14 protein-coding genes and 1 pseudogene are annotated in these 25475 nt (G+C 68.7%); 7 read left to right on the forward strand and 8 right to left on the reverse strand.

Translation table 11 applies throughout. The features are described from left to right. Window positions 1–383 precede the first annotated feature (383 nt). Window positions 384–770 (reverse strand): annotated as a pseudogene (locus WMF11_RS04370) (thioredoxin); the annotation flags it as partial. A 351-nt stretch (window positions 771–1121) separates the two neighbouring features. On the opposite strand from WMF11_RS04370, the gene WMF11_RS04375 reads away from it, so the two are divergent. The 3 genes from WMF11_RS04375 to WMF11_RS04385 all read left to right on the forward strand — a co-directional run bounded on the left by WMF11_RS04375 (window position 1122) and on the right by WMF11_RS04385 (window position 7829). After that, on the forward strand, window positions 1122–2801 hold the full coding sequence (locus WMF11_RS04375) for a GMC oxidoreductase (RefSeq protein WP_437976532.1): 1680 nt from the start codon (window positions 1122–1124) through the stop codon (window positions 2799–2801). 48 nt (window positions 2802–2849) lie between these two features. Next, window positions 2850–6944: a TOMM system kinase/cyclase fusion protein gene (locus WMF11_RS04380; RefSeq protein WP_437976533.1), complete on the forward strand. Its 4095-nt coding sequence runs from the start codon at window positions 2850–2852 to the stop codon at window positions 6942–6944. 84 nt (window positions 6945–7028) lie between these two features. Beyond that, window positions 7029–7829, forward strand: a complete 801-nt coding sequence (locus WMF11_RS04385; protein ID WP_437976534.1) for a GNAT family N-acetyltransferase — start codon at window positions 7029–7031, stop codon at window positions 7827–7829. Here the strand turns inward: WMF11_RS04385 and WMF11_RS04390 are convergent. Together WMF11_RS04390 and WMF11_RS04395 are read right to left on the reverse strand one after the other, a co-directional pair. After that, complete coding sequence (locus WMF11_RS04390; RefSeq protein ID WP_437976535.1) at window positions 7801–9129, reverse strand: TfuA-like protein; 1329 nt, start codon at window positions 9127–9129, stop codon at window positions 7801–7803. The two genes, WMF11_RS04385 and WMF11_RS04390, sit on opposite strands and share 29 nt — an antisense overlap. 74 nt (window positions 9130–9203) lie before the next feature. Continuing rightward, the gene (locus WMF11_RS04395) at window positions 9204–10757 is read right to left on the reverse strand and encodes a YcaO-like family protein (RefSeq protein WP_437976536.1); all 1554 of its coding nucleotides are present in this window, start codon (window positions 10755–10757) and stop codon (window positions 9204–9206) included. Between the two features lie 186 nt (window positions 10758–10943). On the opposite strand from WMF11_RS04395, the gene WMF11_RS04400 reads away from it, so the two are divergent. Further along, window positions 10944–11144, forward strand: coding sequence for a hypothetical protein (locus tag WMF11_RS04400; RefSeq protein WP_437549658.1), 201 nt, complete (start codon window positions 10944–10946; stop codon window positions 11142–11144). A gap of 30 nt (window positions 11145–11174) precedes the next feature. Further along, window positions 11175–11852, forward strand: coding sequence for an iron-containing redox enzyme family protein (locus tag WMF11_RS04405; protein WP_437976537.1), 678 nt, complete (start codon window positions 11175–11177; stop codon window positions 11850–11852). A gap of 38 nt (window positions 11853–11890) precedes the next feature. On the opposite strand, the gene WMF11_RS04410 is transcribed toward WMF11_RS04405, so the two are convergent. The 4 genes from WMF11_RS04410 to WMF11_RS04425 all read right to left on the reverse strand — a co-directional run bounded on the left by WMF11_RS04410 (window position 11891) and on the right by WMF11_RS04425 (window position 19221). Beyond that, window positions 11891–13615: an ATP-binding protein gene (locus WMF11_RS04410; protein WP_437907140.1), complete on the reverse strand. Its 1725-nt coding sequence runs from the start codon at window positions 13613–13615 to the stop codon at window positions 11891–11893. A gap of 8 nt (window positions 13616–13623) precedes the next feature. Continuing rightward, window positions 13624–15579, reverse strand: a complete 1956-nt coding sequence (locus tag WMF11_RS04415) for a protein kinase domain-containing protein (protein ID WP_437976538.1) — start codon at window positions 15577–15579, stop codon at window positions 13624–13626. 416 nt (window positions 15580–15995) lie between these two features. After that, window positions 15996–17468: a DUF1552 domain-containing protein gene (locus tag WMF11_RS04420; RefSeq protein WP_437976539.1), complete on the reverse strand. Its 1473-nt coding sequence runs from the start codon at window positions 17466–17468 to the stop codon at window positions 15996–15998. Window positions 17469–17472: 4 nt separating this feature from the next. Beyond that, a complete protein-coding gene (locus tag WMF11_RS04425; protein ID WP_437976540.1) occupies window positions 17473–19221 on the reverse strand; it encodes a DUF1592 domain-containing protein in 1749 nt (582 codons plus the stop codon). A 657-nt stretch (window positions 19222–19878) separates the two neighbouring features. On the opposite strand from WMF11_RS04425, the gene WMF11_RS04430 reads away from it, so the two are divergent. Both WMF11_RS04430 and WMF11_RS04435 read left to right on the forward strand, forming a co-directional pair. Beyond that, window positions 19879–21408, forward strand: a complete 1530-nt coding sequence (locus WMF11_RS04430) for a right-handed parallel beta-helix repeat-containing protein (protein WP_437976541.1) — start codon at window positions 19879–19881, stop codon at window positions 21406–21408. Between the two features lie 192 nt (window positions 21409–21600). Beyond that, window positions 21601–22992, forward strand: coding sequence for a multicopper oxidase family protein (locus tag WMF11_RS04435; RefSeq protein WP_437976542.1), 1392 nt, complete (start codon window positions 21601–21603; stop codon window positions 22990–22992). A gap of 25 nt (window positions 22993–23017) precedes the next feature. Here the strand turns inward: WMF11_RS04435 and WMF11_RS04440 are convergent, their stop codons facing one another. Next, a complete protein-coding gene (locus tag WMF11_RS04440) occupies window positions 23018–25189 on the reverse strand; it encodes an alkaline phosphatase D family protein (protein ID WP_437976543.1) in 2172 nt (723 codons plus the stop codon). Between the last annotated feature and the right edge of the window lie 286 nt (window positions 25190–25475).

Here is a 25475-nt window from a genome sequence, read left to right on the forward strand (position 1 = left end):
TAAGATCCAGGCGGCTTGGCGCGGCGGCGGTCCGGCACGGGCCGCCGCCGCGGGCGACCGCACGCTCGTCGGGAGGAGGCCGCCACGCGCCGCACAGAAGGCCCGCCGACGCCTCCTCGCCTTCTGGCTCGGCCGCCGCCGCACACAGCGCCTCCCAGGGCGCCCCCTGCGCCTCCACGGGCGCCGCGCCGGTCACCAGCAGCGCGCGCTCCTCGCGCCGCGCAGCGACCGACGAGGCCAGCTCGCCGCGCCGCGAGCCGCCCGGGAGCGCGTCGAGCACGTGGGCGCCCGCGCGCCGGTCCGCCTGACGCCGATCATCTCTGCGCCTCGCTCCCCTCCGTGGGCGCGACGCAGAAATCCGCCTCGGCGCCGTAGCCCTGGGCGGGCGCGTAATAGCCGACCGGATTGCCCTGCCGCTGGAAGTCGTGGTGCTGGCGCGAAAGCCAGCGCGGCGCCTCGCCGGGATCGTGGATGTGCTCGAGGCGGTCGAAGCGCCACACCACGTTGCCTTCCCAGTCGACCTGGACGAGGTCGATCTGGTCCTGCGCCCCGTGCCGCGGGTCGCGCTCCCCGGTGCTGCCGAACACCTGTCCACCGGGCACCAGCTTGTTGGGAAACCCGTGCAGCCCATTCCAGAGCTGCACCTCACGGCCGTTCATGTCGATGAGCAGCGCGCCCACCCCTGCAGCCTGGAAGATCGTATAGCCGTTCCAGCTCCGGTCCGGGTCATAGAGGGTGACCCCGGTGGGGTAGATGGTCGGATGGCCCATGGTTCGCGTCTCCTCGTCCGCGGTGGCGCTACGCACGGGGCGTACCAGCGGTGAATGCCGCGGGTGGAGGTGTTGCGCCGGGCGCCGGCGCGCGGGCGCTGCTGCGCAGCGAGCAGCCGACCAGCACCTTGCGCTGGCCTGGGCGCACCGCGGACGTCGAGAGCGTCCTCCGGCCGCCGAGATCCCCGCCGAGGTGTGCGCCTCTCCAGAACGGCGCGCCCCGCTCTCGGCGACGGCGGCGTCGGAGCGCGTGCGCGCGGTCAACGAGGCGCGAGGCGCGAGGCCGAGCCGCGTCCGCCGGTGGGCTCTGGAGACCGGCTGGGCCATACTCCCCCCCGAGAAGCGGGTGGCATGGATTTCGACGTCGACTTCGCCATCGTGGGTTCGGGCTTCGGCGGCAGCGTCTCCGCGCTGCGCCTCACCGAGAAGGGCTACAGCGTCACCGTGCTCGAGTGCGGCAAGCGCTGGCGCAAGGAGGATTTCCCGAAGACCAACTGGAATGTACGGAAGTTCCTCTGGGCGCCCAGGCTGCTCTGTCACGGCATCCAGCGGCTGACGCTGCTCAGCGACACGCTCATCCTCTCGGGCGCGGGCGTGGGCGGCGGCTCGCTGGTCTATGCCAACACCTTGCTGGTGCCCCCGCCCGAGGCCTTTGCCAGCCCCGGCTGGCCGGCCGGCACCAGCTGGCGCGACGAGCTGATGCCCTTCTACGAGCTCGCGAAGCGCATGCTCGGCGTGACCGCGAACCCGAAGCTCTGGCCGGCCGACCGTCAGCTCCGGCAGATCGCCGACGAGATGGGCCGGGGGGACACGTTCCACGTCGCCAGCGTGGGTGTCCTCTTCGCGAGGGAGGGCGAGCAGGAAGGGCAGCGCGTGCCAGACCCGTTCTTCGCCGGCGAGGGGCCCGATCGCACCACGTGCGTCCACTGCGGCGGCTGCATGGTGGGGTGCCGCTTCGGCGCCAAGAACACGCTCGACCTCAACTACCTTTATCTGGCCGAGAAGAAGGGCTGCACCATCCAGCCTGAGACGATGGTCACCGCGATCGAAGCGCTCCCGGGCGGCGGCTACGAGCTCACCCTGGAGCGTTCGACCGCGCTGCTCAGGAAGCGGCGCCGCACGCTCCGGGCGCGCGGGGTGGTGCTCAGCGCCGGCGTGCTGGGCACGGTGAAGCTCCTGCTGAAGGCGAGGGCCGAGGGCCGGTTACCCCACCTCTCCACGCAGCTCGGCAACTACGTGCGTACCAACAGCGAAGTCATCCTCGGGGTGACGGCCAGGGACGACCGGGTCGACTACTCCCGTGGCATCGCGATCGCGAGCGGCATCTACCCGGACGCGCGCACGCACATCGAGCCGGTGCGTTACCCGGCCGGCTCCGACGTGATGGGCGCGCTGGGCACGGTGCTCACCGACGACGCGCCGGGCCTGCCGCGCTGGCTGCGCTGGCTGGGCCGGCGGCTGCTCCACCCCATCGACCTGATCACCGGGCTCCTGCCGTTCAGGTTCGCGAAGCGCTCCACGATCCTGCTCGTGATGCAGACGGTGGACAATTACATGCAGCTCGCCTGGAAGCGCGGCGGGATGACCACCCACAGACCGCCCGGCCAGCCGAAGCCACCGGCGTACATCCCCGTCGCCAACGAGGTTGGCAAGCGGCTCGCCGTGCTGATGGACGGCACCCCGCGCAACGCCATCAACGAGGCCGTGCTGAACGTCCCGACTACCGCGCACATCCTTGGCGGCTGCGCGATCGCCGACAGCCCGGAGCGCGGGGTGATCGACCAGCGCAACCAGGTGTTCGGCCACGACGGCCTTTACGTGGTCGATGGCTCGATGGTGCCCGCGAACCTGGGCGTGAACCCGTCGCTCACCATCACCGCCATGGCCGAGCGGGCGATGAGCAAGATGCCGCCGAGGCGGGACAACCCCGCCTTCACCGGGGCGTCCAGAATGTTCGAGGCGGCGGCGCCCTCGAAAGGCCAGGCCACGATAAAAAACGGTTGCGAGGCGAACAAGATTCCTTGTAGGTAGAGAATGTGGTGTGCGTGGTAGTGCGCGCCACACAAAGGCAGGGGCAGCTTGGACTCTCGACAGAAGATCGGCGCGGTGCTCGGGGACCGTTATGAGATTCTCGCCGAGCTGGGCGAGGGCGGCTTCAGCACCGTCTACAAGGCGCGGCAGCTCGCGACGGGCCAGTGCGTCGCTATCAAGGTGCTGCAGCTCGGATCGAGCGGCGCGGCGCAGGCGCGCGAGAAGCGCGTCGCGCGCTTCAAGCGCGAGATGCAGCTCTGCGGGCAGCTCCACCATCCGAACATCGTCAGCCTCATCGACTCGGGGCAGGCGGACGAGGACGTCGTCTATTCGGTCTTCCAGTTCGCGCCTGGCAAGGACCTCGCCCGGGTCCTCGCCGAGGAGGGCCCGCTGGATCCTCGCGAGGCGCGGCACTTCATGCTGCAGATCCTCGACGCGCTCGGCTGCGCGCACGCGCAGGGGGTGATCCACCGGGATCTCAAGCCCGCGAATCTCATGGTCATCCCCACCGGCGCCAGGCGCAACGTGCTCGTGCTCGATTTCGGTATCGGCGCGCTCACGGAGGAGGCGAGCCGCGAGGAGAAGACGCGGCTCACGCTGACCAACGAGTCCGTGGGCACGCCCGCCTACGCTGCGCCCGAGCAGCTCCGCGGCCAGCCTCCGACGCCGCGCACCGATCTCTATGCCTGGGGCTTGGTCTTCCTCGAGTGCCTGACCGGCAAGCGCGTGATCGCGGGCGACACCGCGGCTGACGTGATCTTCAACCAGCTGTCCGCCGATCCCGTCGCCATCCCCGCGACCATCGTCGACCATCCGCTCGGGGACATCCTCCGACGCGCGACGGCGAAGGACGCGGCGGCGCGCAACGTCACCACCGAGGGGCTCCTGCGTGAGCTCGAGGAGTGTGACGTGAGCGGGCTGCGATCGAGGAGCGCCCCCGTGCGCCTCCAGCGGGTCGCGCCGGACATGCTGACGGAGACGGTGGAGCTCGCCAGGCAGCTGGCCGACGGTGGGCGCTCCAAGCAGCTGGTGGAGGGCGAGCGGCGCCAGATCACGGCCGTTTGCTGCACCCTGGCGGCGTCGAGCACGGCGCAGGGGCAGGTGGACACGGAGGAGCTCGATCAGCTCCTCGGCCTCCAGCAGGAGGCGTGCACGATGATCGCCCGCCGCTTCCACGGCCACGTCGCGGGCGTGCTCGGCGACAGCGTGCTGTTCTATTTCGGCTACCCGACGGCGCGCGAGGACGCCGCGCGCCGCGCGGCCGAGTCGGCGCGTGAGATGGCGGCGGATCTGCGCCGGCGAAGAGAGGCGGTCGAGGCGGAGCGCAAGATCCGCATCGATCTCCGCATCGGGATCCACACCGGGCTGGTGATCGCGCGTGAGCTGCGCGATCTGAAGGTCGCCGGCCTCGGCTACGTCGTGGGGACGACGCCGAACCTGGCCGCCCAGCTCAGCGCGGCGGCGGAGCCCGGCGGCATCGTCGTGAGCGGTGAGACGCAGCGGCTGCTCCGCAAGCACTTCGCGCTGGAGGAGGATGGCTCCCGCTCGCTCGATGGCTCCGAAGCGCCGGTCGAGGTGTTCCATCTGCGGGACGGGAGCGTGCCCGGCGGGCTCCGAGATGTGCCCCTCGTCGGCCGCGCGCGGGAGCTTGACACGCTGCTGGAGCGCTGGGGCCACGTCCGCAGCGGCGGAGGCCAGGCCGTCCTCATCACCGGTGAGCCGGGTATCGGCAAGTCGCGCCTCGCCCGCGAGCTCGAAGAGCGGATCGATGCGGAGGCGCACAGCTGGCTGGAGAGCCGCTGCACGCCGGACAGCGCGAACAGCGCGTTCTACCCCATCGTCAGCCTGCTCGAGCGCTTGATCGATCCGCGCCGCGAGGCAAAGCCCGAGGATCGGGCGGACAAGCTGGAGGCGCTGCTCTCGCTCCACGGCTTCGACCTGTCCGAGGCGATGCCGCTCTTCGCGTCGCTCCTGTCGCTCACGCTGCCGGGGATGTGGGCGCCGCTCGACGCCTCGCCCCAGAAGCAGCGCGAGCTGACGCGCAACGCCGTGCTCTCGCTGCTCTTCGAGATGGCCGAGAGGGAGCCGGTCGCGCTCTTCATCGAGGATCTGCACTGGGCCGACCCGAGCACGCTCGAGCTGCTCGGCCAGCTCGTCGGCGAGGTGGGCTCGTCCCGCGTGCTCGCGCTGTTCACGGCGCGGCCGGAGTTCGCGCCGTCGTGGTCGCCGGCTGCGGTGCTGCAGATCCAGCTCGGGCGCCTCGGCCGGCCGGAGGTCGAGCAGATGGCCATGAAGGTCATCGGCGGCCGCGCGCTCCCGGCCGAGGTGCTCGATGTCGTCGCGGGCCGCACCGACGGTGTGCCGCTCTTCGTGGAGGAGCTGGTCCTGGCGATGATCGAGGCCGGCGCGCTGGTCGAGGTGAAGAACGAGGAGCGCTATGCGCTGGTGAAGCCGCTCTCGGAGCTGGCGATACCCGCCACGCTTCGCGACTCGCTGATGGCGCGGCTCGATCGCCTCGGCCGGGCCAAGGAGACGGCGCAGATCGCGGCGGCGATCGGGCGGGAGTTCACGTTCGAGCTGCTCCAGGCGGTGAGCCCGCTCGGAGAGGCAGAGGCGCAAGAGGATCTGGACAGGCTCTTGGCGGCGGAGCTCGTGTACAGGAAGCGGCGGCTGAAGAGCGCCGCGTACACGTTCAAGCACGGGCTCATCCGCGACGCGGCGTACGACTCGATGCTGAAGCGGTCGCGGCAGCAGGTGCACGCGAGGATCGCGAAGGCGCTCGAGGAGACGCTCCCGGAGGTCGTCGAAGCAAGGCCGGAGCTCCTCGCGCACCATCTCGCCGAGGGAGATCTCGAGGAGCGCGCTGTCGACCAGTGGCGCAAGGCCGGCCACCTCGCCAACCAGCGCTCGGCGCACGTCGAGGCGGCCGCCCACCTCAGCAGGGGTCTGGCGCTGCTCGAGTCGCTGGCCCATATGCCGGCGCGCGAACGGATCGAGATCGATATGCAGCTCGCGCACGGCGCCGCGCTCATCGCCGTCCGCGGCTATACGGATCCCGTCGTCGAGCGCGCGTATGCCCGCGCGCAGGCGCTCTGCGAGCGTGCAGACAACAGCCCAGAGGTGTTCTGGGCCTTGGTGGGGCTGCACCTCCACCATCACGTGATGAGCAACCTCCGCGAGGCGGTCCGCCTTTCGGAGCTCCTCCAGCGTATCGCCGAGGTGTCCGGGGAGCCGGCGCTGCTCGCCGTCTCGCAGTTCGAGCTGGGCTCGCAGAACTTCTTCCTGGGCGACTTCCGGAGCGCGCTGTCGCAGCTCGATCAGGCCTTCGCCCTGTGCCCGCCCGACGAACGACTCTACCTCTCCGTGACCGGCGGCGATCTGCGGGTGGTCGCGCTCTGCTTCGGCGCGCTCGTGCTCTGGCATCGCGGCCGGACGGAGGACGCGCTGGCGCGCGGGGAAGAGGCGCTCGCGCTCGCGCGTGAGCTGCGGCACGCCCACACCTTGACGTGCGCGCTCATCTTCATCGGAGCCGAGCTGTTCTTCTACACCGGCGACCGGGTGTCGATGCGTCGCTATATCCAGGATGCGATAGCGCTCTGCGATAAGCATTGCTTCCCGTACTGGAGGGTCGAGGCCGAGTTCTTCCTCGCCTGGGCCGCGGGCGACGCCGCGCTCGAGGGCACCGCGCTCGACGATCTCCGTCGCAAGGTCGACGAGCACGCCGGTGTGGCGCACACACTGTTCCTCGGCATCGTCGGCGACATGCTCCTCGCGAAGGGGCGGTTCGACGACGCGCGGCAGGTCGCGCGGCGCGGGCTCGAAATCGCGGAGAAATCTCTGGTGCGCCTCTGGAGCGCCGAGCTGATGCGCATCCAGGGCGAGGCGACCCTCGGCGCAGGCGGCGGCGTTGACGAAGCGGAGGCGTACCTCCGTGCGGCATTCGACCTCGCTCGAGCGCAGGGCTCCGTCGCCCTGGAGCTGCGCGCCCTCCACAGCCTCTGTCGCTTCTGGAGAGCGCACGGGCGAGCGGGGCACGCGCGCGAGCTGGCGGCGGCGCGCTCGGCGGACATCGCCGACGGGCTGGAAACAGCTGAAGCGAAGAGCGCCAGGGCTGAGCTCGCTTCGCTCGCGCGGGGCGTGTGAGCGTGGACTGCGCAGCCCGCGCAGGCCCGGCAGGGGTGAATCAACCTCCCTCCTTGGAGACCGCGAGAGCGATCAGACGACGCCATGATTGACAGCCGAGTGCTCGAATCGAATCAGCTCTTTATCGACGCGTGGTCCTTCTGGGCAGAGCGTTCGCCCGACGGCAGCGTCAGCAGGCCGGCCCCCGGCGTCGTGGCCAGGTGGATGAACCACGCGTGGCCGATCTGTAACCTGATGTTCTTCGACACCCCGGTCGACGACGAGGGCGATCTCGTCGCCCGTATCCGCGCGACGTTCGCCTGCGCCAGCGGGCTGAAGCATGGCTGGCTCTTGTTTGTGAGCCCAGACATGCTGCCTCCGGAGCTCCGCGAGCGCGCTCCGCAGATATTCGCGCAGCAAGGCTTGCCGCACGCAGAGCCGATGACCGGCATGGTCGCGGACTCGTTCGCGGTACCGCAGCATGAGCTGCCGAACGTGGAATATGTGCGAGTCCGCGACGAGCACACGCGGCGGTCGGTGGGGACCGTCAACGCCGAGGCCTATGGCATCCCGAACGAGTGGGGGATCGAGGCGGTGAACTACACATCGATGTGGCCCGACGCCGCGTTCGGTTATCTCGCCATCGTGGACGGGAAAGCTGTCTCGACCGCAACCGTCGTGTCCCTCGAATCGTGCCACTATGTCGGCCTGGTCGCGACCTTACCGGCCTACCAGCAGCGTGGCTACGGAGAGGCCGTGATGCGGCACGCCCTCGAGCAGGCGGCGCTCGCGAAGGGCCCGAAGCGCATGGCGCTACATGCGACCGAGGCTGGGAAGTCCCTTTATGCGACGATGGGCTTTCGCGAGGTCGCACCGTTCATCGGTCACTATGCGAGCGAGGGTTGAACATCCGCTCGCGCGATCGGAGCGAAAGGGCGATACGGTCGCGGTGCCCGACGAAAGGGCCAAGGCCGTAGGCCGTCTTCTCCGCCGCCTGCCGCAGGTCGAGCCAACCAGCAAAGCCGTGGGCGGCGAGCATCGCTGTTGAGGCGAGCTGGCGATCGCGCGGCCGGATCGTGAGCCCGCGTCGTCGCGCATCGAGCTCCGCTTCGCGAAAGGCGCGCCACCGGAAGAGCTCGGCATCGAGCCCACCAGAGATCGTGAGCTCGTCCCACAGGGCTTCTGCGAACTCTGCCTCGGCGGCGATAAACGCCATCCAGATCTCCATCATGGCAATGCGGAGCGCGGTCGGCGCGACGAGCGCGCCGCTGCCGGGATCCGCCTGAGCGCCTGACGGCGCCGCGCCCAGGCGCAGCGCGCCAAGGAGGAGCGCCGCGCGCGGCGCCGCCATCTCGATACGGCGGCACAGCTCTTCCCCGCGCCGCGCGACCACGATGGGGAGCAGGTGGTCGACGTAGCGGCCGCCGAGGAGCTGCCAGCGAGCCAACGCTCGTTTCATGAGCCGTGGCTCGGCACCGCCGAGGGCGTCGTGCGCTCGCTCGCGGTGGATTTCGGTTCGCGCGAAGGATGCGGGACCGAGGCGCCGTCGCGCGAGGACGCCGGGGTCCGCCGCGATCCGCCGGGCGGTGCCGCGCAGCGCCCTCAGGGCGTCGTCGCGCTTCAGATCGTGGGTTGCGAGGAACGCTTCGATGTGTCCGTGAGGATCCGAGACGCGCGCGCGCCCGAGGATGGCGCTCCATGTTCGATCCGCGTAGTACAGGTCGACGGCGGCTTGAATGATCCTGTCCGCGGTCGCGCGGTCGACGCGTCCGGCGCGGACGGCCATCGAGACCGCGTGGCGAACGTTGATGAGCGCTACGGTCAGCGCGCGGTGGCCGTCGTCGGGATCCATGAGCACCGCGACCTCATCATCGGACCCAAGCGCGCTGCGGCGGAAGAGGCGATAGATCGCCCCCATCCCTCGCATCCCGAGCGGCCAGCACTCGGCCGCTCGCAAGGCCCCCATGCTCGAGGCGCCGATGACCACCGCCCCATCCCGGAGGACGTCGACGATCTCGCGGGGCGACACCGCTTCTTGCTGGGAAAAGACCCCGTCGATGATAACGAAGACGGAGCTCCCGTGCTGCCTGGCGGCATAGAGGTCCCCGCGCGCCACCGGCGGGCGAAAATCGCCCCCAGCGAGCGCCGCCTCCGCGTCCCGACGCGAGATCGTGGGGCCGATGTACACGACGGGTGCATCCGGCATGGTGGGCATAGGGTGTCCTTGGCTCGTCGCCGCGGCGGCGCGTCATAACACAGGGAGGGACCATAAGAAACGAGCTACGGCCACAGCAAATGGCGTAGGCAGCGTTCGCCCACCCGCCGCCGGTTGACGAGGAACGGCGAGAGGCCGGGCACGCGGACGCGCACGACCGGGATGCCGATGTCGGGCCGCGTGAGGTCGACGGCAATAACGCGCTCGATGCCCGCGTCCGCGAGGCGGGAGAGCAGGAACGCGAGATCGTCGCGGAGGTCCGTGGAGGCGAAGGACGGCACGGCCGAGAACGGCCTCCATTTCATCGACAGAAGCTGCCGCAGGCGGATGGTGCGACTCTCGGCGCGCCGGCCTGCGGGCAGAAAATTCCATGCGTCGCGCGCGCCGTGGATGACGCCGACGCGTGACTGCACTGCCTCGGTGATTGCGCGCAGCAGCGCGACCTCGGCCCTTGGAGCGGTCCCCGCGCCGCTGAAGGTCCGGGTGGCGACACCATCGGCGGTCGGAAAGCGCGAGTCGGTGAGGACGGCCCAGAACGTTGCGACCCCGATATCACTGGTGATGTCGTGGACGACCATGTGGAGGTCATGCGCGGCCAGAGCATCGAGCCAGCCCCGAGCGCTGTCGGGCAAGGTCGTCGGATCGATCTGCGCGAGCGGCGGGGGCGGAGCCTCGGGAGCGCCGAAGAGCGCGAAGAACTCGACCTGGGCCTGCGCGTCGCGCTCGATCACCTCGCACAGGGCGTGGATGACGGCCTCGATGACGGTGCTGCCGGAGGCGAGCCCATTGGTATCCACGTCCCGCAGGAGGCCGTCTGTCGGAGGGCTCACGGCCAGGTCGGCCGCCAGGAGGACGCCGGTCTCCGAGCGAAGCTCGCGCCCGGCGACCCAGGTGATCGCGCGCTCGGCGGAGTACAAGGTATCGTCGGGGAGGTCAAAGAGGGCGGGGTCGAGGGCGGGTGGCGAGAGGCTCCCCTCGAGGTCACGGAAGCTCGCGCGCAGCGTCAAAGATTCGGGGATGGATTCTGCAGAGACGCGCTCGACAGCCTCCATCAGCGCGCTGACGCGGGCCGACGTCGCGTCGCGACCCTTGCCGAGGTGTGTCGTCAGATCGCGCGCGAGCGGCGTGACGGCGGCGAAGACCGGGAGGCGGAGCCTGTCGAGCGGCGAGAGATCAGACACTCGGGTGATCGGGACACGGGTGGCGATGGCGCTCACGCGGCGCTCGGCGTCATCCGCGGTCGTCACGCGATCGACGAGAGGGTCGATCTTGGGGCTCGGGGGGAAGCGCCAGGGGTCTCTTGTCTGCAAGGCGGTCCTTCCTCCGTGATCGGTAGAGGAGTGGCGGCGACAGGGGGGCGGTTTACCGTCGATGATACATCCGACGGACACCGCGACTCTCGGTTTTTTTTGTTTGACAGCTTGAAGCGTCCCCAGGTAAGATCGCTGACAGAGCGTTGATTTTGAATCGGGGCCCCTGATGAGCAACTTCGATACTCTATATAACGCGGGCATGTTTCCGAGCGCCGTTACAAAGGAAGCTGATCTCGATCCCACGGTGCGGGACACGATCGCCAGGCTCTCCAGCGATGAGATCAACGCACTGATCTCGGCGTACAAGAAGCTCGATAGCACCGCTCAGAGCAATACTCAGGCGTTTCTGCAGGTGTGTGGCTTCTGAGCGGCGTCGATGGAGCGGAGCGCTCGATCCATGCAGCGCGTCGGCGAGCAGCTAGGAGCCGGGCGGCAGCTCTACAGTGTTCGGCTCGTGGAGAATGAATCTGGACCTCTGAGCAAGGGGCAACGATGCGTAACTTCGACGTGCTGTATAAAGCAGGCCTGTTTCCGAGCAGCGTGAATCAGGAGTCCGACCTGGACCCCAAAGTTCAGGCGACGATCGAGAGCCTATCGCACGAGGAGATAAGCGCGTTGACATCGATATTCAACAAGCTCGATGGCGTCGCTCAGAACAACGCCAGCGACGGCATGCGTACGGCCTCCTTCTGAGCGGCGTCGCTGGCGCGGAGCGTTCGAGTCATGCAGCGCATCAGCGAGCAACTGGAAGCCCGGCGGCAGCTCTACAGTGCTCGGCTCGCGGAGGCGACCGCCAGGTTCTGGGAGCACCCACAGCTCGTGGAGCTCTACCCCGTCATGCTGTTCCGGATGCACTGCATGGCGCGCGCGACGGTGCCGCTGATGGAGGCGGCGGTCAGCCGGCTGAGCTCGATGGACACTGCCGATCCGGTGGTCGCTGGTCTCCAGGAGTACTTCACGGATCATATCCCGAGAGAGCGGCGCCATGATGAGTGGATCCTGGAGGACCTCGCGGCGCTAGGGCTCGACGTGCGCGAGGTGCTCGAGCGGCTCCCTCCGCCGACGATCGCCTCGATGGTGGGTTCGCAGTACTACTGGATCTATCACCACCATCCGATCGCGCTTCTCGGCTATATCGCGGTTGTGGAAGCGGAGCCTCCGACCCCCGAGAGGGTGGACTCGATCGTCGCGAAGACTGGCCTGCCCAGGACGGCGTTCCGGACCTACCTGCGGCACGCGGCGCTCGAGCCCGAGCACAATGCGATCTACAAGGAGCTTGTGGACAGACTGCCGCTCGAGCCGCGGCATATCGCCGCGATCGGGCTGAGCACGCTCCACAGCGCTTACGAGGTCGGAAGGTCGATGGAGCAGATCCTCGGAGCCGGCGCGCAGCAGGGGTGAGCTGCCCGGCGGCATCGGTCGAGCGATGCACCTCACGCCTATGAAAGCGGAGCGCCGCGGCTCTCCTTCGGCAGCGTGATCACGAACTCCGTGTACTCCCCTTCCTCGCTCTCCACCCGCATCGTCCCCTGGTGCCCCTGCACGACGATCTCTCGGCTCAAGGACAACCCCAGTCCGGTTCCCTCGCCGGGCGGCTTCGTCGTGAAGAACGGCTCGAACATGCGAACGGCGACCGTTTTCGGGATCCCCATCCCGTTGTCGCGGATGCGCACCTCGACCTGATCCGCCCGGTCCGCGGTGCGGACGCTCAGCTCGGGCGTGTAGCTGGCCCCGCGCTCGCGCTTCTTTTGCCGCATCGCGTACAGCGCGTTGTCGACCACGTTGAGGAACACCCGCCCCATGTCGAGCGCCGCCATCTCCACCGGGCCGATCGCCGGATCGTACGCCGTGACGATGTGCGCGTCGGCGTCGCCGCCCTGGGCCCCGGCGCGCGCGTGCCGCACGCTCTCGTCCACCACTGCGTTCAGGTCGGCCGGCGCCCGCTCGCCCGCCGGGCGCCGGGCGTGCTGGAGCATCCCCTTGATGATCGCGTCTGCGCGACGGCCGTGCTCGGTGATCCGGGCCATGCTGTCGCGCAGGTGGCCCAGGTTCTCCTCGATCTGCGCGAGCGCGCCAGGGTCGAGCCGCGCCCCTTGCGCGCGCAGCTCCTCGCGCAGATCCTCGGCCACGCCGGCGGCGATATCAGCGAAGTTGTTCATGAAATTCAGCGGATTGCGGATCTCGTGAGCGATGCCTGCCACGACGCCGCTGAGCGACGCGAGCTTCGCGTCCAGCACGAGCTGCATGCGCTCCACCGTCTCGCGCTCGAGGCGCCGGTACAGCGACGCGTTCTTCACGGCGACGGCGGCCTGGCTGGCGAACGCGACGAGGAACTCCAGATCCGCGTCGGTGAAGACATGTGTCGCGCTGCGGTTGTCCACATAGAGCACCCCGATGACGTCGTCCTTGGGCTTGAGCGGAACGCACATCGACGCGCGGATCGACTGGGCGACGACGGAGCGCGCCGCGTCGAGGCGAGGGTCGAGAACGGCGTCGGCGAAGAGCGCCGCCACGCTCTTGCGGAGCGCGTAATCGACGATGTTTTGGCTGAAGATCGGCTCATCGTCAGGCAAAGGCAGCGACGTCTTCACGGCGCGCCGCTCGAGCTTCCCCGTCGTTTCGTTGACGAGCAGGATGGCGCCGCGGTCCACGTCGAGGATCTGAAAGATCAGATCGAGGATCTTGTGGAGCAGGGTGTTGATGTCATCGGAGACCGGGAGCAGCTTCGCGACCTCGATCAGGATCTGCAGCCGAGCCTCCGCCCGCGGCGCGGAGCCGGGACCGCCGCGCTCGCTCTCCTGCATGAGCTTGCTGATGACGGTGTGTGTCAGCGGGCGGATCGCCTGCGGTCGCAGCGACGGCTTTGACGAAGGAGCGCCGTCTGTCGTGAAGAGCAGGTCGAGATCGCCGAGCGTGATCGTGTCGCCGCTCCGGATCTCTTTGCGCAGGACCCGCGCGCCGTTCACGAACGTGCCGTTCTTGCTCTGCAGGTCGACGATGAAGAACCTGCCCTCGGACGGCTCGATCCGCGCCTGGCTGCGGGACAGGCTCCTGTGCGGGATGCAGATCGCCTGATCCTCCGCGCGGCCGATGGTGATGGCAATGTCTCCAATGGAGAAGGCCTGCTCCTCAGGACCGCCGGGATTGTAGATGAGCGTCGGCAAGGCTCGACCTATCGCATGGTGGTCGTCATGGTAACACTGACGGTCGGCGTGCCCTCTGCGAGGGAGGCGGCCGGACCGCGGCGAACCACGTTGAAAACGTTCACGGGCGGACCTCCCGGCAAGAGGCTCCTCGCGTCCACCGGCTCGAAGTCGAACAGCCCCTGCGCGGCGTCGCGGACCGCTGCATCGATGAGGATCTCCCCGGGAAGCGCCGTCCTGGCGAGGTGCGCCGCGGCGTTGACCGCGTCGCCGAGCACCGTGTAGTCGAGCCGCCCGTAGGCCTGAGAGCCGACGCTGCCGGAGAGCACCTGCCCCGTGGAGAGGCCGATGCAGATCCGCCGCATGTAGGACGAGCACTTGCCGGCGCGGTGCGCCACCGCCGCCACCTGCGTGCGGACGGCCACGCACGCGCTGAGCGCCCTCGACAGATGATCCGGCCCCTGGAACACCGTCATCACCGTGTCGCCGAGAAACTTGTCCACGACGCCCCCCTTCGCCAGGAGCTCCGGGACGATCATCTCGAAGTTGGCCCTGAGCAGCCTCATGGCCTCTCCGGGCGGCATCGCCTTGGCGGCGGGGATGAACTGGAAGACGTGGACGAACGCCACCGTGGCCATGAGGGTCTCGCTCTCGAGCGCGATCGTGGGCCCTATGGCCCGGAGCCGCTCGACCAACGCCGCGCTCGTGTACTGGCGGAGGACCTTGTTCTCCTCGTCCGAGCGCGCGTTCCTCCGCAGCTCCGCGACCTGTTTCTTGGTCTTGTCGATGGTCGCCTCGAGATCGGCGCGCTGGAGCGGCTTGAGCAGGAAATCAAATGCGCCCTGGTTCATCGCGGACCGGATGTTCCCCATGTCGCCGTAGGCGGACATCATCACCGTCTTTGCGAACGGGTTCACCTCCGGGACGTGCCCGAGGAACGTGAGTCCATCCATCACGGGCATCTTGATGTCGGTCAAGATGACGTCGATATCGGGGTGGCGCCGGAGCTCGCGAAGGGCGGACTCCCCGTTGTCCGCGAAGAGGAACTGGTAGACGCCGTCGCGGATCTTCTGCCGGAAGTGCAGCTTCATCATGAGCGCCACGTCGGGCTCATCGTCGGCGACAAGGATCTTGGTGGGACCGCTGCTGGCCTCGCTCACCGCCGCGAACGCCGCGACGAACTCGCGCGCGGACTGGAACCGCTGCGCCGGATCCTTCGCCAGCGCGCGCTCGAAGAAGCCGTCGAAGTCGGGTCGCAGGCTGGGGACGACGCTCGACGGCGGCGGGGATAGATCCGTGCAGATGCTGATCAACAGCTCCCCGATCCCGCTCGTCGTGAAGGGGAGCCGGCCTGTGAGAGCCCTGTAGGCCATGACGCCGAGCGACCAGAGATCGCTGAGATGGTTCGGCACGACGGCGCGCACCTGCTCGGGGCTCATGTACGCCGGCGTTCCGATCGTCCTGCCAGCCACCGCCTGCTGGTCTTCGTCCGACCCCTCGAAGACCGTCCACACCACGCCGAAATCGAGGAGCTTCACGCATTCGCCGGGCTCCTTCCGGGCGATGAAGACGTTTGCCGGCTTGAGATCGCGGTGGACGATCCCCGCGGAGCTCGCCGCCTCCAGGCCGATGGCGATCTGCCGGAGCAGGGCGAGCGTGGTCGACGGCGAGAACAGCTGCTCCCGGGCGAGCCTGCTCTCGAGGTCCTCTCCTTCGAGGAGCTCCATCACGATGTAAGGGCAATCCTCGTCGATGCCGTAATCATATATCTGCACGATGTGCTCGTTCCGGAGCCGGGCGATCGCCATCGCCTCCCGCTCGAAGCGGCGTCGCGCGGTGTCGGAGGTGAGGTGCTCGGGCGTCATCACCTTGACGGCGACCGGACGCCGGAGCACCTGATCGAACGCCTCCCAGATGACGCCCATCCCTCCGCGTCCGATCTCACGTTCCAGCGTGTACTTCCGTGCGATCGTACGATTCGACATGATCATGTGGGCGTCCGGCGCACGCGCGAAGCACGCGAGCTCGTCCGCGGTGTCTTGGCCCTGGTACTCGGCAGTTCGTACGTCGGTAAGCAGCGCGCCGCCACACGTCCACGACCTTCATGCGGCACGGGCGCGTGCGCGCCGGCATCCCAAGCCACCGCGCTGCCGCCCTGGACCGGTTCGCTTGGACGCATGCGCTGCTCCTCGGTGGTATCTATATCAGGCTGGTTCGAGCCGTCCAAGAGGCATCGCCGGACGGCGCCCTTGCAGCGGCTCGGCCGCGCTCGGCGGTCGCCGTATCGCCCGCTAGTTTCCAGCCGCGAGACCGGGTGGGAATCGTCCGGCCGAGCGTTCAAGGTGGCCGGGGCGGAAGCGGTTTGGTGCAGACGGCGCGCCGAAGGCGCCTCGTACGTCTCTCACGGCAGCTCCGCGAGCGGGCCCTTCCTGTACGCCGTGTCGTTTCCGAAGTGCTCGTCTTCGTAGCCGAAGGCGCGCAGGATCGATGTGTAGACGTTGTGCATCGAGACGTCGGTCTCGTAGTCGGACTGGGTGGGATCCGCGCTCGCGCGCTTGTTGTAGTTGACGTGGCGGCCGCCCGGCCACCTGCCGCCTGCCTTGCCGGCGAGCAGGACGGGGATATCGCGGGGCGAGTGCCCGCCGCCGCACCCGAACTCGCTCGTGAAGAGCACGACGCTGTTGTCGAGCATCGTGCCGTCGCCCTCGGGGGTGCTCTTCAGCCCGTCGAGCAGGCGTGCGAAGAGCTCCATACGCCAGTTGCGGTTCGCGAGGATGGTCGCGCGCCAGTCCTCGAGCCTGTCGGGCTCCGCGCCGCTCGGGCCGACGTCGAGGGCGGCGTGGCCGAGGCTGTGGCCGAGGTCGGTGCTGTACGGTTGGGGCAGCCAGCTCGTCAGGACGTCGGCCACCTGGAAGGTGGCCACCTGCGTGAGACCGCACCGGAACGCATGCAGGAGGACGTCGACCAGCAGGGGCGCGGCCTCCTTGATTCCCCCTCCCGTGTAGGATCCATATCCCTGGTACACGGGCGCTCCGCCGACATCCGGCTTCGTGCAGGCCGCCAGGTTGGAGATGCCCTCGAGCTTCTTCTCCAGGCTCCGGATGTGCTCGGCGTGCGCGTCGAGCAGGTGCCTGTCGGCCGCGCTCACGCGCCCCTTCAGGGCAGCGAGGTGCTCGCTCACGCCGTCGAGGACGCTCTTCCGGTGAGCGCGGAGCCGGAGCTGTTCGGGCGTCGGGCCCGCCCCGGTCTCCGTGACGTCCTGGAAGAGCCGGGCGAAGGCGCTCGTCGGGTCCTTCTCGCTGGACACCTGCTCGCCCGCCGCGTTGTACAGCGGCTCTCCGTAGTTGTGTCCGTCGACCATGAGATCGATCGACGAGAACGGCGCCGGGCTCTCGCCGGCGAGCCGCTGCGCGATGACCTGATCGATCGATGGGCCGAGCGCCCTGGCGTCGTCGCCTCCCGAGGTCGTATCGGCGCAGGTGAGCACTGTCGCGTTGGAGCAGCCGTGGTGCCCGCCGTAGTCTCCCTGGAGCATCCCGGCGGCGTCGTCGACGCCGCGGAGCAGGGTGAGGTCGCCCTTGAGGGCCTCGAGCGGAGCCATCTCTTCGCCGAGGACCTCGAGCGCCGACCCCTCGCCGCCGGGCGCCCAGAGGTCGAGCATGCTCCAGGCGCCCGGCTTCCAGGGATCCCCCTTCTCGCCGGAGGAGTGGCGAGACGTGATCGTGCCGCCGTGGCTGAAGAACACGATGAACCGCCTGGCCCTGCCGTTCGCGGCCCAGACGTCCCCATGGGTCGCCTCGAGCAGCGGCAGGGCGATGCACAGACCGGTCGCGGTGCGGAGGAAATTCCTTCGGCTGAAAGCGGCGCGGCTCATAAGTTCACTCCTCGATCTGGCGCAGGTGCAAGAAGGCATTGCTGGTCGTGAGGGAGACGATGAGATCACGCACGCTGCCGCCGCTCTCGGGCGTCGGCGTGGCCGCCTCGATCGACGCGAGATCCTGGTCGATCGGGACGCGCCGGAGCGCCGTCTGGAAGAAGCGCTTCGTGAGGCAGGCGCGCGCCGCGGGGCTCGCCGCGAGGGCCGCCGACATCCCGACGCCGCCGTCGACCTCCACGCCCTCTTCGTCCGGAGGGAGCGCAGGGAGGCTGCCGCGCGCGTCGATGTCGAGCAGGTAGGGCGCCTGCGCGTCCCCGCCCGCCTCCTGCGACTGCCATCTCCCGAGCGCGTCGTAATGCTCGAACGCGAAGCCGATCGGGTTGATGGTCCTGTGGCAGCTCGCGCAGGCGCCGCTCGACGTCTTGGCCTCCACGTCCTGGCGGATCGTCCTGTGCACCACCTCGCCGTTCTCCTCGACGGCTCCGCCCTTGACCGGTACGTCGCTCGCGTTGGGGGGCGGCGGGCCGAGGGGGCGGCAGAGCACCTGCTCCAGGATGTACGCGCCGCGGCGGATCGGCGATTTGACCTCGAGGCTGCCGAACACGCTCAGGAAGGCCGCCCGCGTGAAGAGCCCCGCGCGCTGATCGCGGGGGAGGGAGACCCACGAGAACGTGCGCTCGTCGGCGGGGCCCTCCACCCCGTAGAGCGCGGCGAGGGGCCCGTTCACGTAGGCGTCCGTCGTCGTGAGCAACGTCTCGAACCTGCCGTCCCCCTCGAAGAGCACGCGCTCCACGAGGGCCTCGAGCTCGGTGCGCATGGCGGCGCGCAGCGCGGGTGAATCCTCGGGGTAGATCTCGGGGCTCTTCGGCGCGCCCTCGAGCGAGGCGTGCTTGTTCGTGCCGTCGAGCTCCAGCCAATCGGCGAAGAAGCGCCTCGCCGTGGCGCGGGCGCGGTCGTTCGAGAGGAGCCGCTCCGCCTGCGCGCGCACGCCGTCCGCCGTGTCGAGCGCGCCGGACTCCGCGGCGTCGAGCAGCGCGTCGTCCGGCGTCGTGTTCCAGAGGAAATACGACAGGCGCGACGCCCGCTCCCAGCCCGTGAGCGGGCGGACGCCGGAGGCGAGCGGCTCGCTCCCGTCCCCGCCGCGGCCGAGCTCGACGAAGTAATAGACGTTGGGCGACTGGATCATGGTCTCGAGCACGACGAGGAGGGCGTCCCCGAACGACTGCTCCTCCCGCGCCCGGGCGTACTGGCCCTTGAGCATCGCGACCTCGGCCTCGTCGAGCGTGCGCCGGAAGGCGCGGCGCCCGAACGTCCGCACGAAGCCGTCCACGCACGCCTCGTCGTCCGCGCCGGTCGTGTCGCAGGGGAACACCGGTGTCCCCCACGACGCGCGCCGCGCGACGATCGCCTCCGCCGCGGCGTTGAGCTTGTCGACGGCGAGGAGCGAGGCGACCTCTCCCGTGTCCGGGTCGAGGTCGAGCTCGAGCCCCGGATCGCCGAACAGGTCGCGCATCGAGCTCGTGAACTGCGCCGGTGTCATCCGGCGCATCCCCGCTGGAGCGACGTCGACCAGCCCGCTCGCGCTCGGCGACCCGCCGCGGTCGCCTCCGAGGTCGCCGACGCAGCCCGAGAGCAGGTGGGACGCCGCGAGGACAATCGCGCCGGCGAGCGCCGTCGCGCGCCGCCCTGGCGCGGTGAATCTATCGAGAACGTCGAGGGGTTTCACGCCGCCAGGCTTCGTTCGCTTCATGGCTTCAGTCCTCGCGCGGTCGCTGAACACAGCGGGCTGGATCAAAGGGGCCTCGACGCGATCTTCCCGGGAACTTTCCCGGGAATTATCGAGCCACGCTGTGCTGCGTGTTCGCCGTCCGCCGGGGATTGGCATCGAGCGATCGCCGAACCGGGGCCTCCATCCATCGTGGATAATCGACTAACTCATCGGTGGGATCCAGCTCACAGGCCGCATGGAGCTCATGCACCTTGTGCATATCCTACGTCATCGTCTCGAATGACGCGAGGGCCGTTGATCGAAGAGAGCCGACAGGACCCCAGGAATCCTCAGAGGCGCGAGAAAAATCCCTTCTTGGCGTCCTTGGCGGCTCGACTTCTTCTCACAGGAGCGCCGTTATCATCGATGGTTCGATGTAAGGAAGATGGTTCGATGGTTTCGATGTAAGGGACGCCCCGTCGGCGAGCCTTTCGCGAAAGCGGCATCCAGCGCGAGTCTGGATTACATCCTGCTACCTTGGGGGCGGAAGATGCGACAACAGCAATGTCCGGTCGCATGACAAAGTGCATCGACGTGTCATCTTGCCGCACTGAGGCGAGAAGGCCTCGCAATCTGTAAAATTACAGTGGAGCTTTTATGGCCCATATCGTGGAGAATTCTGTGAGGGTTCGAGCTTGCGTGACCGGATTGCTCCTCGCCGCAGGTTGCACCGGCGAGCTTGGCGGAACGACGGGAACGGCGGCTGGCGGCGGTCCGGCGCCGCTCCCTCCGCCCGTCGTGAACATTCCGCCGATCCACGTCGATTGCAGCCACGTCGGAAACGGCAAGGATTACCAGGTCGGTCCTGGCAAGGAGTTCGAGGCGATCGGCGACGTCCCGCTCGAATCGCTCGTCGCCGGCGACACGGTGCGCATCTTCTGGCGTGCCGAGGCGTACCACGAGAAGATCATGCTCGGGGGCCAGGGGACGGCCGAGCAACCCATCCGGCTCTGTGGCGTCCCGGGGCCGAACGGCGAGCTGCCGGTGATCGACGGTGAAAACGCGACCACCCGGCCCGAGCTCGATTTCCCCTTCGACGGCCACCAGGTGCGGGGGCTCATCATCGTCGGGCACAAGCACGACGACCCGTGGGAGCTCGGGCCCACCCACATCACGATCGAGGGCCTCGAGATTAAGAACGCGTCGCGCCCCCACCGCTTCACCGACAAGGCGGGCTCGGAAGCGGCCTACTCGGACCCCGCGGCCGGCATCTTCGTGGAGCGCGGCGATCACGTGACCATCCGCGCCTGCGAGGTGCACGAGAACGCCAATGGCCTCTTCATCGGCACGGCCGGCGGGGATATCCTGACCACGAACGTGCTCATCGAGTCGAACTACATCCACGACAACGGGAGCCTCGAGGATTACAACGAGCACAACGTCTACAACGAGGCCTCGAACGTCGTCTACCAGTTCAACCGCTTCGGCCCCACGCGCGGCGGCAACGGCAACAACATCAAGGAGCGCTCGGCCGGCGTCGTCATCCGGTACAACTGGATCGAGGACGGCGCCCACCTGATCGACCTCGTCGACGCGCAGGAGGCGACCGACTCGGTCGCGCTGCCGTCGTTCCACGAGACGTTCATTTACGGCAACGTGCTCCTGCGCAACGGCTACGGCGCGTCCATGATCCACTACGGCGGGGACAGCGGGGAGACCGAGTACTACAGGAAGGGCACGCTCCACTTCTTCTCCAACACCGTCTTCGTCAGGAACGACAACTACGAGGACTACGATCGCTCAGCGATGTTCGAGGCCTCGACCAACGACGAGCAGATCGACGCCCGCAACAACGTGTTCGCCAGCAGCCTGGAGCCGACCGAGCTCCGCGCGGTCACCTTCCTCGGGGACCGCGACGGCGTGGCCGCCGGGGCCCTCACCCTGTCCGGAAACTGGGTGACGAACGGGTGGCTGCCGTTCGATCCTGTCCGGGAGGTGGTGAAGGTGATCGGGCAGGTGGACGGCCTGGACGACTCGATCTTCGGCGTCGATCCGGCGTTCGCGTCGGCGGCAAACCACGACTTCATGCCGGCCGCGAGCGCGCCGCTCATCGGCGCTGGCGCCTCGCTCGACGGCCTCCCGCCGGTCGAGCACCAGTACGCGCCGCACCAGCAGGCCAGGGCGCGCAACGACGGCGCGACCCTCACGATCGGCGCGTTCGGGCGGTAGCCCCCGCGCCGTGCAGTCCCGCGGCGAGGCTCACTCCACGGCCCGCGGGGTCACCCCACACAACCCAGGTCGGCTCGCCCGTGAGGGATCGCGCCTTGCAGAGGGCGGCGCATGCGCTGGATCGGATGCGCCTTGCCCCGCGCAAGGCGCAAAGGATGCGTGTCCCCGGCACGCTTTGCGGGAGAGATTGCGGTGATCCTGTCGCTCGTGAGCGCGCTCGCGGGGTGCGGCGCCGAAGAGGCGCCGCCGGACCTCCGGCAGCCGGCGGGCTGGGACGACGCGCTGCGGCTGCCGGATGCCGAGGATCACGATCCTGCGCCCGACGTGGTCGAGGTGCACCTCGAGGCCAGGGTGGCCGCGATCGAGGTGGTCCCGGGGCTCACGACCGAGGTCTGGACCTACAACGGGATGCTCCCCGGTCCGACGATCCGCGCGAAGAGGGGCGACCGCGTGGTGGTGAAGTTCCAGAACCACCTTCCCGAGGCGACGACGATCCACTGGCATGGTCTGCGCGTGCCGGCGGCCATGGATGGGACGCTGCACGTGCAGAAGCCCATCGAGCCGGGCGAGGGCTTCGAGTACTCCTTCACCGTGCCGGACGCCGGCACGTTCTGGTACCACCCGCACCTTCGCTCGAGCGCCCAGGTCGGTGCGGGCCTCTACGGCGCGTTCGTCGTCGAGGATGCTGCGGAGGAGGCGCCGCTCGGCGACGAGCTGCTGCTCGTGATGAGCGAGATCGGCGTCGAGGAAGACGGCTCGCTCACCCCCGCCGACGAGAGCGGATGGTTCGGCGATTACTTCGGGCGCGAGGGCGGGACGGTCCTGGTCAACGGGAAGATCGTGCCGACGGTCGCCGCGCGGGAGGGGGTTCCGCAGCGCTGGCGGGTGGTCAACGCCGCGCGCAGCCGCTACTTCCGCTTCACCGTGCCGGGCCAGCCGCTCGTGCTCATCGGCGGAGACGGGGGCCTCTCGGAGAGGCCGCTCCCCGTGGACGAGGTGACGCTCGCCCCGGGCGAGCGCGCGGAGCTCTACGTGATGCCCGTCGAGGGCGAACCGGTGGTGATCCCGCTCCTCGACGCGAATCGATTCCACCTGCCGAACGAGGCGGATCCCAAGGACCTCATGCGTCTCGAGCTGGCCGACGAGCCTCCGGGGAGCGGCGCACCGACGCTTCCCGAGCGTCTGGCCGAGATCGCCTCGATCGACACCACGGGCGCGCAACGACAGGCGGTGGAGTTCATGGAGCAGGGCGATGCCGACGGAGCGGTGCTCGGGATCAACGGCCAGACGGACGGCTCTCTCATGTTCTCTGCGAAGACGAACACGGTCGAGGTCTGGACGCTGACGAACACCACCAACTACGATCACCCGTTCCACCTGCACGGGTTCTTCTTTCAGGTGCTCGACATCGACGGCGCCGAGCCGCCGGTGCGCGCATGGAGCGATACCGTCAACCTCGTGCCTGAAAAGGTCGTGCGGATCGCCATCCCGTTCGATGACCGCGCCGGCATGTGGATGTTCCACTGTCACATCCTCGATCACGCGGATCTGGGGATGATGGCGATGCTCCACCTGATGCCGTGAATGGTCTGTCGAGGGCTGCCGGGCGTCAGACCCACGCCTGTGTGGTGGGATCCCAGCGCTTCCAGGCGCCGCCGTCGTCCGCGTAGAGCTCGCTCTCCCCGGGGAGGGTGCGGAAGCGCTTGCTGGTGATCTTCAGATCGCCGATCCTTCCCGAGTAGTCGGTCTGCGCTTCGGTGGCCTTGATGCTCCGCATGTCGGCGACGAGCTCTTGCCCGCTCGCCTCGACCACGACGTAGCCGTGGGCGTTGCTGTTGGCGTGGGCGAGGTGCGGGTTGATCTTCGTCTCGGGCGACGTGAGCAGCGTGTCGATGCTGAGGGCGAGCGCCGCGGCGCCCGGGAGCCCGCGCAGCGTCGGATCGCTCGCGACCTGGCTCGTCAGGATCTCGCGGAAGGACGCCGAGGAGACGGCGCCGCCCACGAGCTCGACGATCTTCTTCGTGGGATCGCCGCTCGGTCCGGGCGTGCCAGCGTAGAAGGCGTGGACGTCGCCGGTGATCGCCACGACGCCCCCCAGCCCGACGAGCCTCTCGAGCAGCTCGTCCCGCTTGTTGCGGAAGCCGTCCCAGGCGTCGGTGGTCGTGTAGAAGCTGCGCTTGAACTGGGCGGGGAGGGAATAGGGGCTGAGATCGACGGCGAGCTGGACGAGGCAGAACTCGTTGCCCCAGACCTTCCATGTCGCCTTCGAGCCTTCCATGGTGTCGAGGAACCAGGCCTCCTGCTCGGCGCCCATCATGGCCTCGCTCGCGCCCTGCGTCTCCTTGTAGCGGATGGCAGCGTAGATATCGAAGGTGTCCTTGGCCGTGAAGTAGCGGCTGCCGATCATGCCGTACGCGTTGATCTTGCCGAAATCCACGTAGGCGATGCCCCGCTCCAGGCCCGCTTCCGCGGGGTCGATGAGCGGGATCTGCGTGTCCTCCGGCAGGCCCTCGTTGGCGGTGGCGACGATCTCGTTAATGAAGGCGACGCTGATCTTCCCCGTCACCTCGGCGGGGTCGTAGCCCACGGTCTCCGCGGCCGCGAGGAGGACCGGTGCATAGATGCCGTCGCCGTAGGTCTCCACGTCCACGTAGGGCAGGGCGGCCGCAGGGACCTCCCCGAGCTCGGCCACGAGCGTCGGCTGATCGAGCGCGACCCTGCCGGGGAAAGCGTCCTCGGGGATGAGGTGATCCGGCCGGTAGCTGCGCAGATCGGTCATCACCAGGTGGACGTGCCGGCCGAACACGAAGTCGCGGTAGATGTGGAATTCGTCCGGGAGCGCGGCCTCCGGGTCGAGCTCGACGCCGTCGCCGTAATCGACGGGCTGGTACTCGAACCAGGCCTGGTTCGCGGCCTTGCGCCGGTCCGCGTCGGTCTCGTCCTGCCGGCCGTCGAAATAGGTGGCCGTGGCGCCGAAGCAGTCGTTCGAGAACTCGTGGTCGTCCCACGTGGCGATCATCGGGAAGCTCTCGTGGACCTTCTGGAGGTTCGCGTCGGAGCGGTACGTCCTGTAGAGCTCCCGGTAGTTATCGAGCGATCTCGCCGCGTGGTAGGCGCCGTCGCCGTCACCGAGGGAGATGCTGCCGGCCAGGTCGGTGAAGACGACGCGGCGCCCGGTCGTGCTCTGGAAGCTGGGGTCGCCGTCCGTCTCGTAGATGTAATCGCCGAGGTGGACGAAGAAATCGAGCTCCTCCTGGGCGAGCGCCAGGTAGGTGTTGTAGTACCGGCCCACGTAGTCCTGGCACGACACGTAGGCGAAGCGGACCTTGACGTCCGCCTCCGCGGCCGGGGCGGTCTTGGTGCGCCCCACGCGAGACACGTAGCTCGTCCCGCCCTTCACGTAGATGAAGCGGTAGTAGTAGACCGTGCCCGCCGCCAGGCCGCGGACCTTCACCTTCACGCAGTGATCGTGCCTCGCGAGCGCCTTCACCTTCGCCTGTCCGGCGTCGAGCGCCACCCGCTGCGCGAACCCGGCGTCGGTCGCGACCTCGACCTCGAGATCGAGATCCGCTGCGCCGTCCTGCACGCGGGTCCAGAGGACGACGCTGCCGGGGCGCGGATCGCCGGAGGCGACCGACTGGGGGAAGTACTCGGACCCGTCCGCGAGCTCGCGCTCGTCGCCGAGCGGGTTGATCGTCTCGGGATCGTCGCCGCAGGCCGGGACGACCAGCGCGCCGGCGGTGACGAGCGTGGCTCGAAGGAAATCTCTGCGCTTCAGCATCGGGCGATCAGGGAATCCTGGAACTTTCGCCGATGTCAATCTCCTCGTGGACCCCGCCGCTTCACGCGCTGCTGGCCCCGCCTGTAAAGCGCAAAGCGCGGCGTCCGGTGAGTGGGGCAGGTGTGTGTGCCAACCTACGTGCCGAGCGTTGACGTGCGGGGTCAAGCGCGGCTGGGCGTGGTCAGGCGTGGTCAGGCGTGCTCAGGCGTGATAGACAAGCCGTCACGTGCTCGTGCGTCCTGTCCGAGGACCGCATTGGTCCTCGAGGGATAGATGAGCTAAGTTG

The organism is Sorangium sp. So ce295 (genome assembly GCF_051527405.1).
In the GTDB taxonomy this organism is placed as follows: domain Bacteria; phylum Myxococcota_A; class Polyangia; order Polyangiales; family Polyangiaceae; genus Sorangium; species Sorangium cellulosum_B.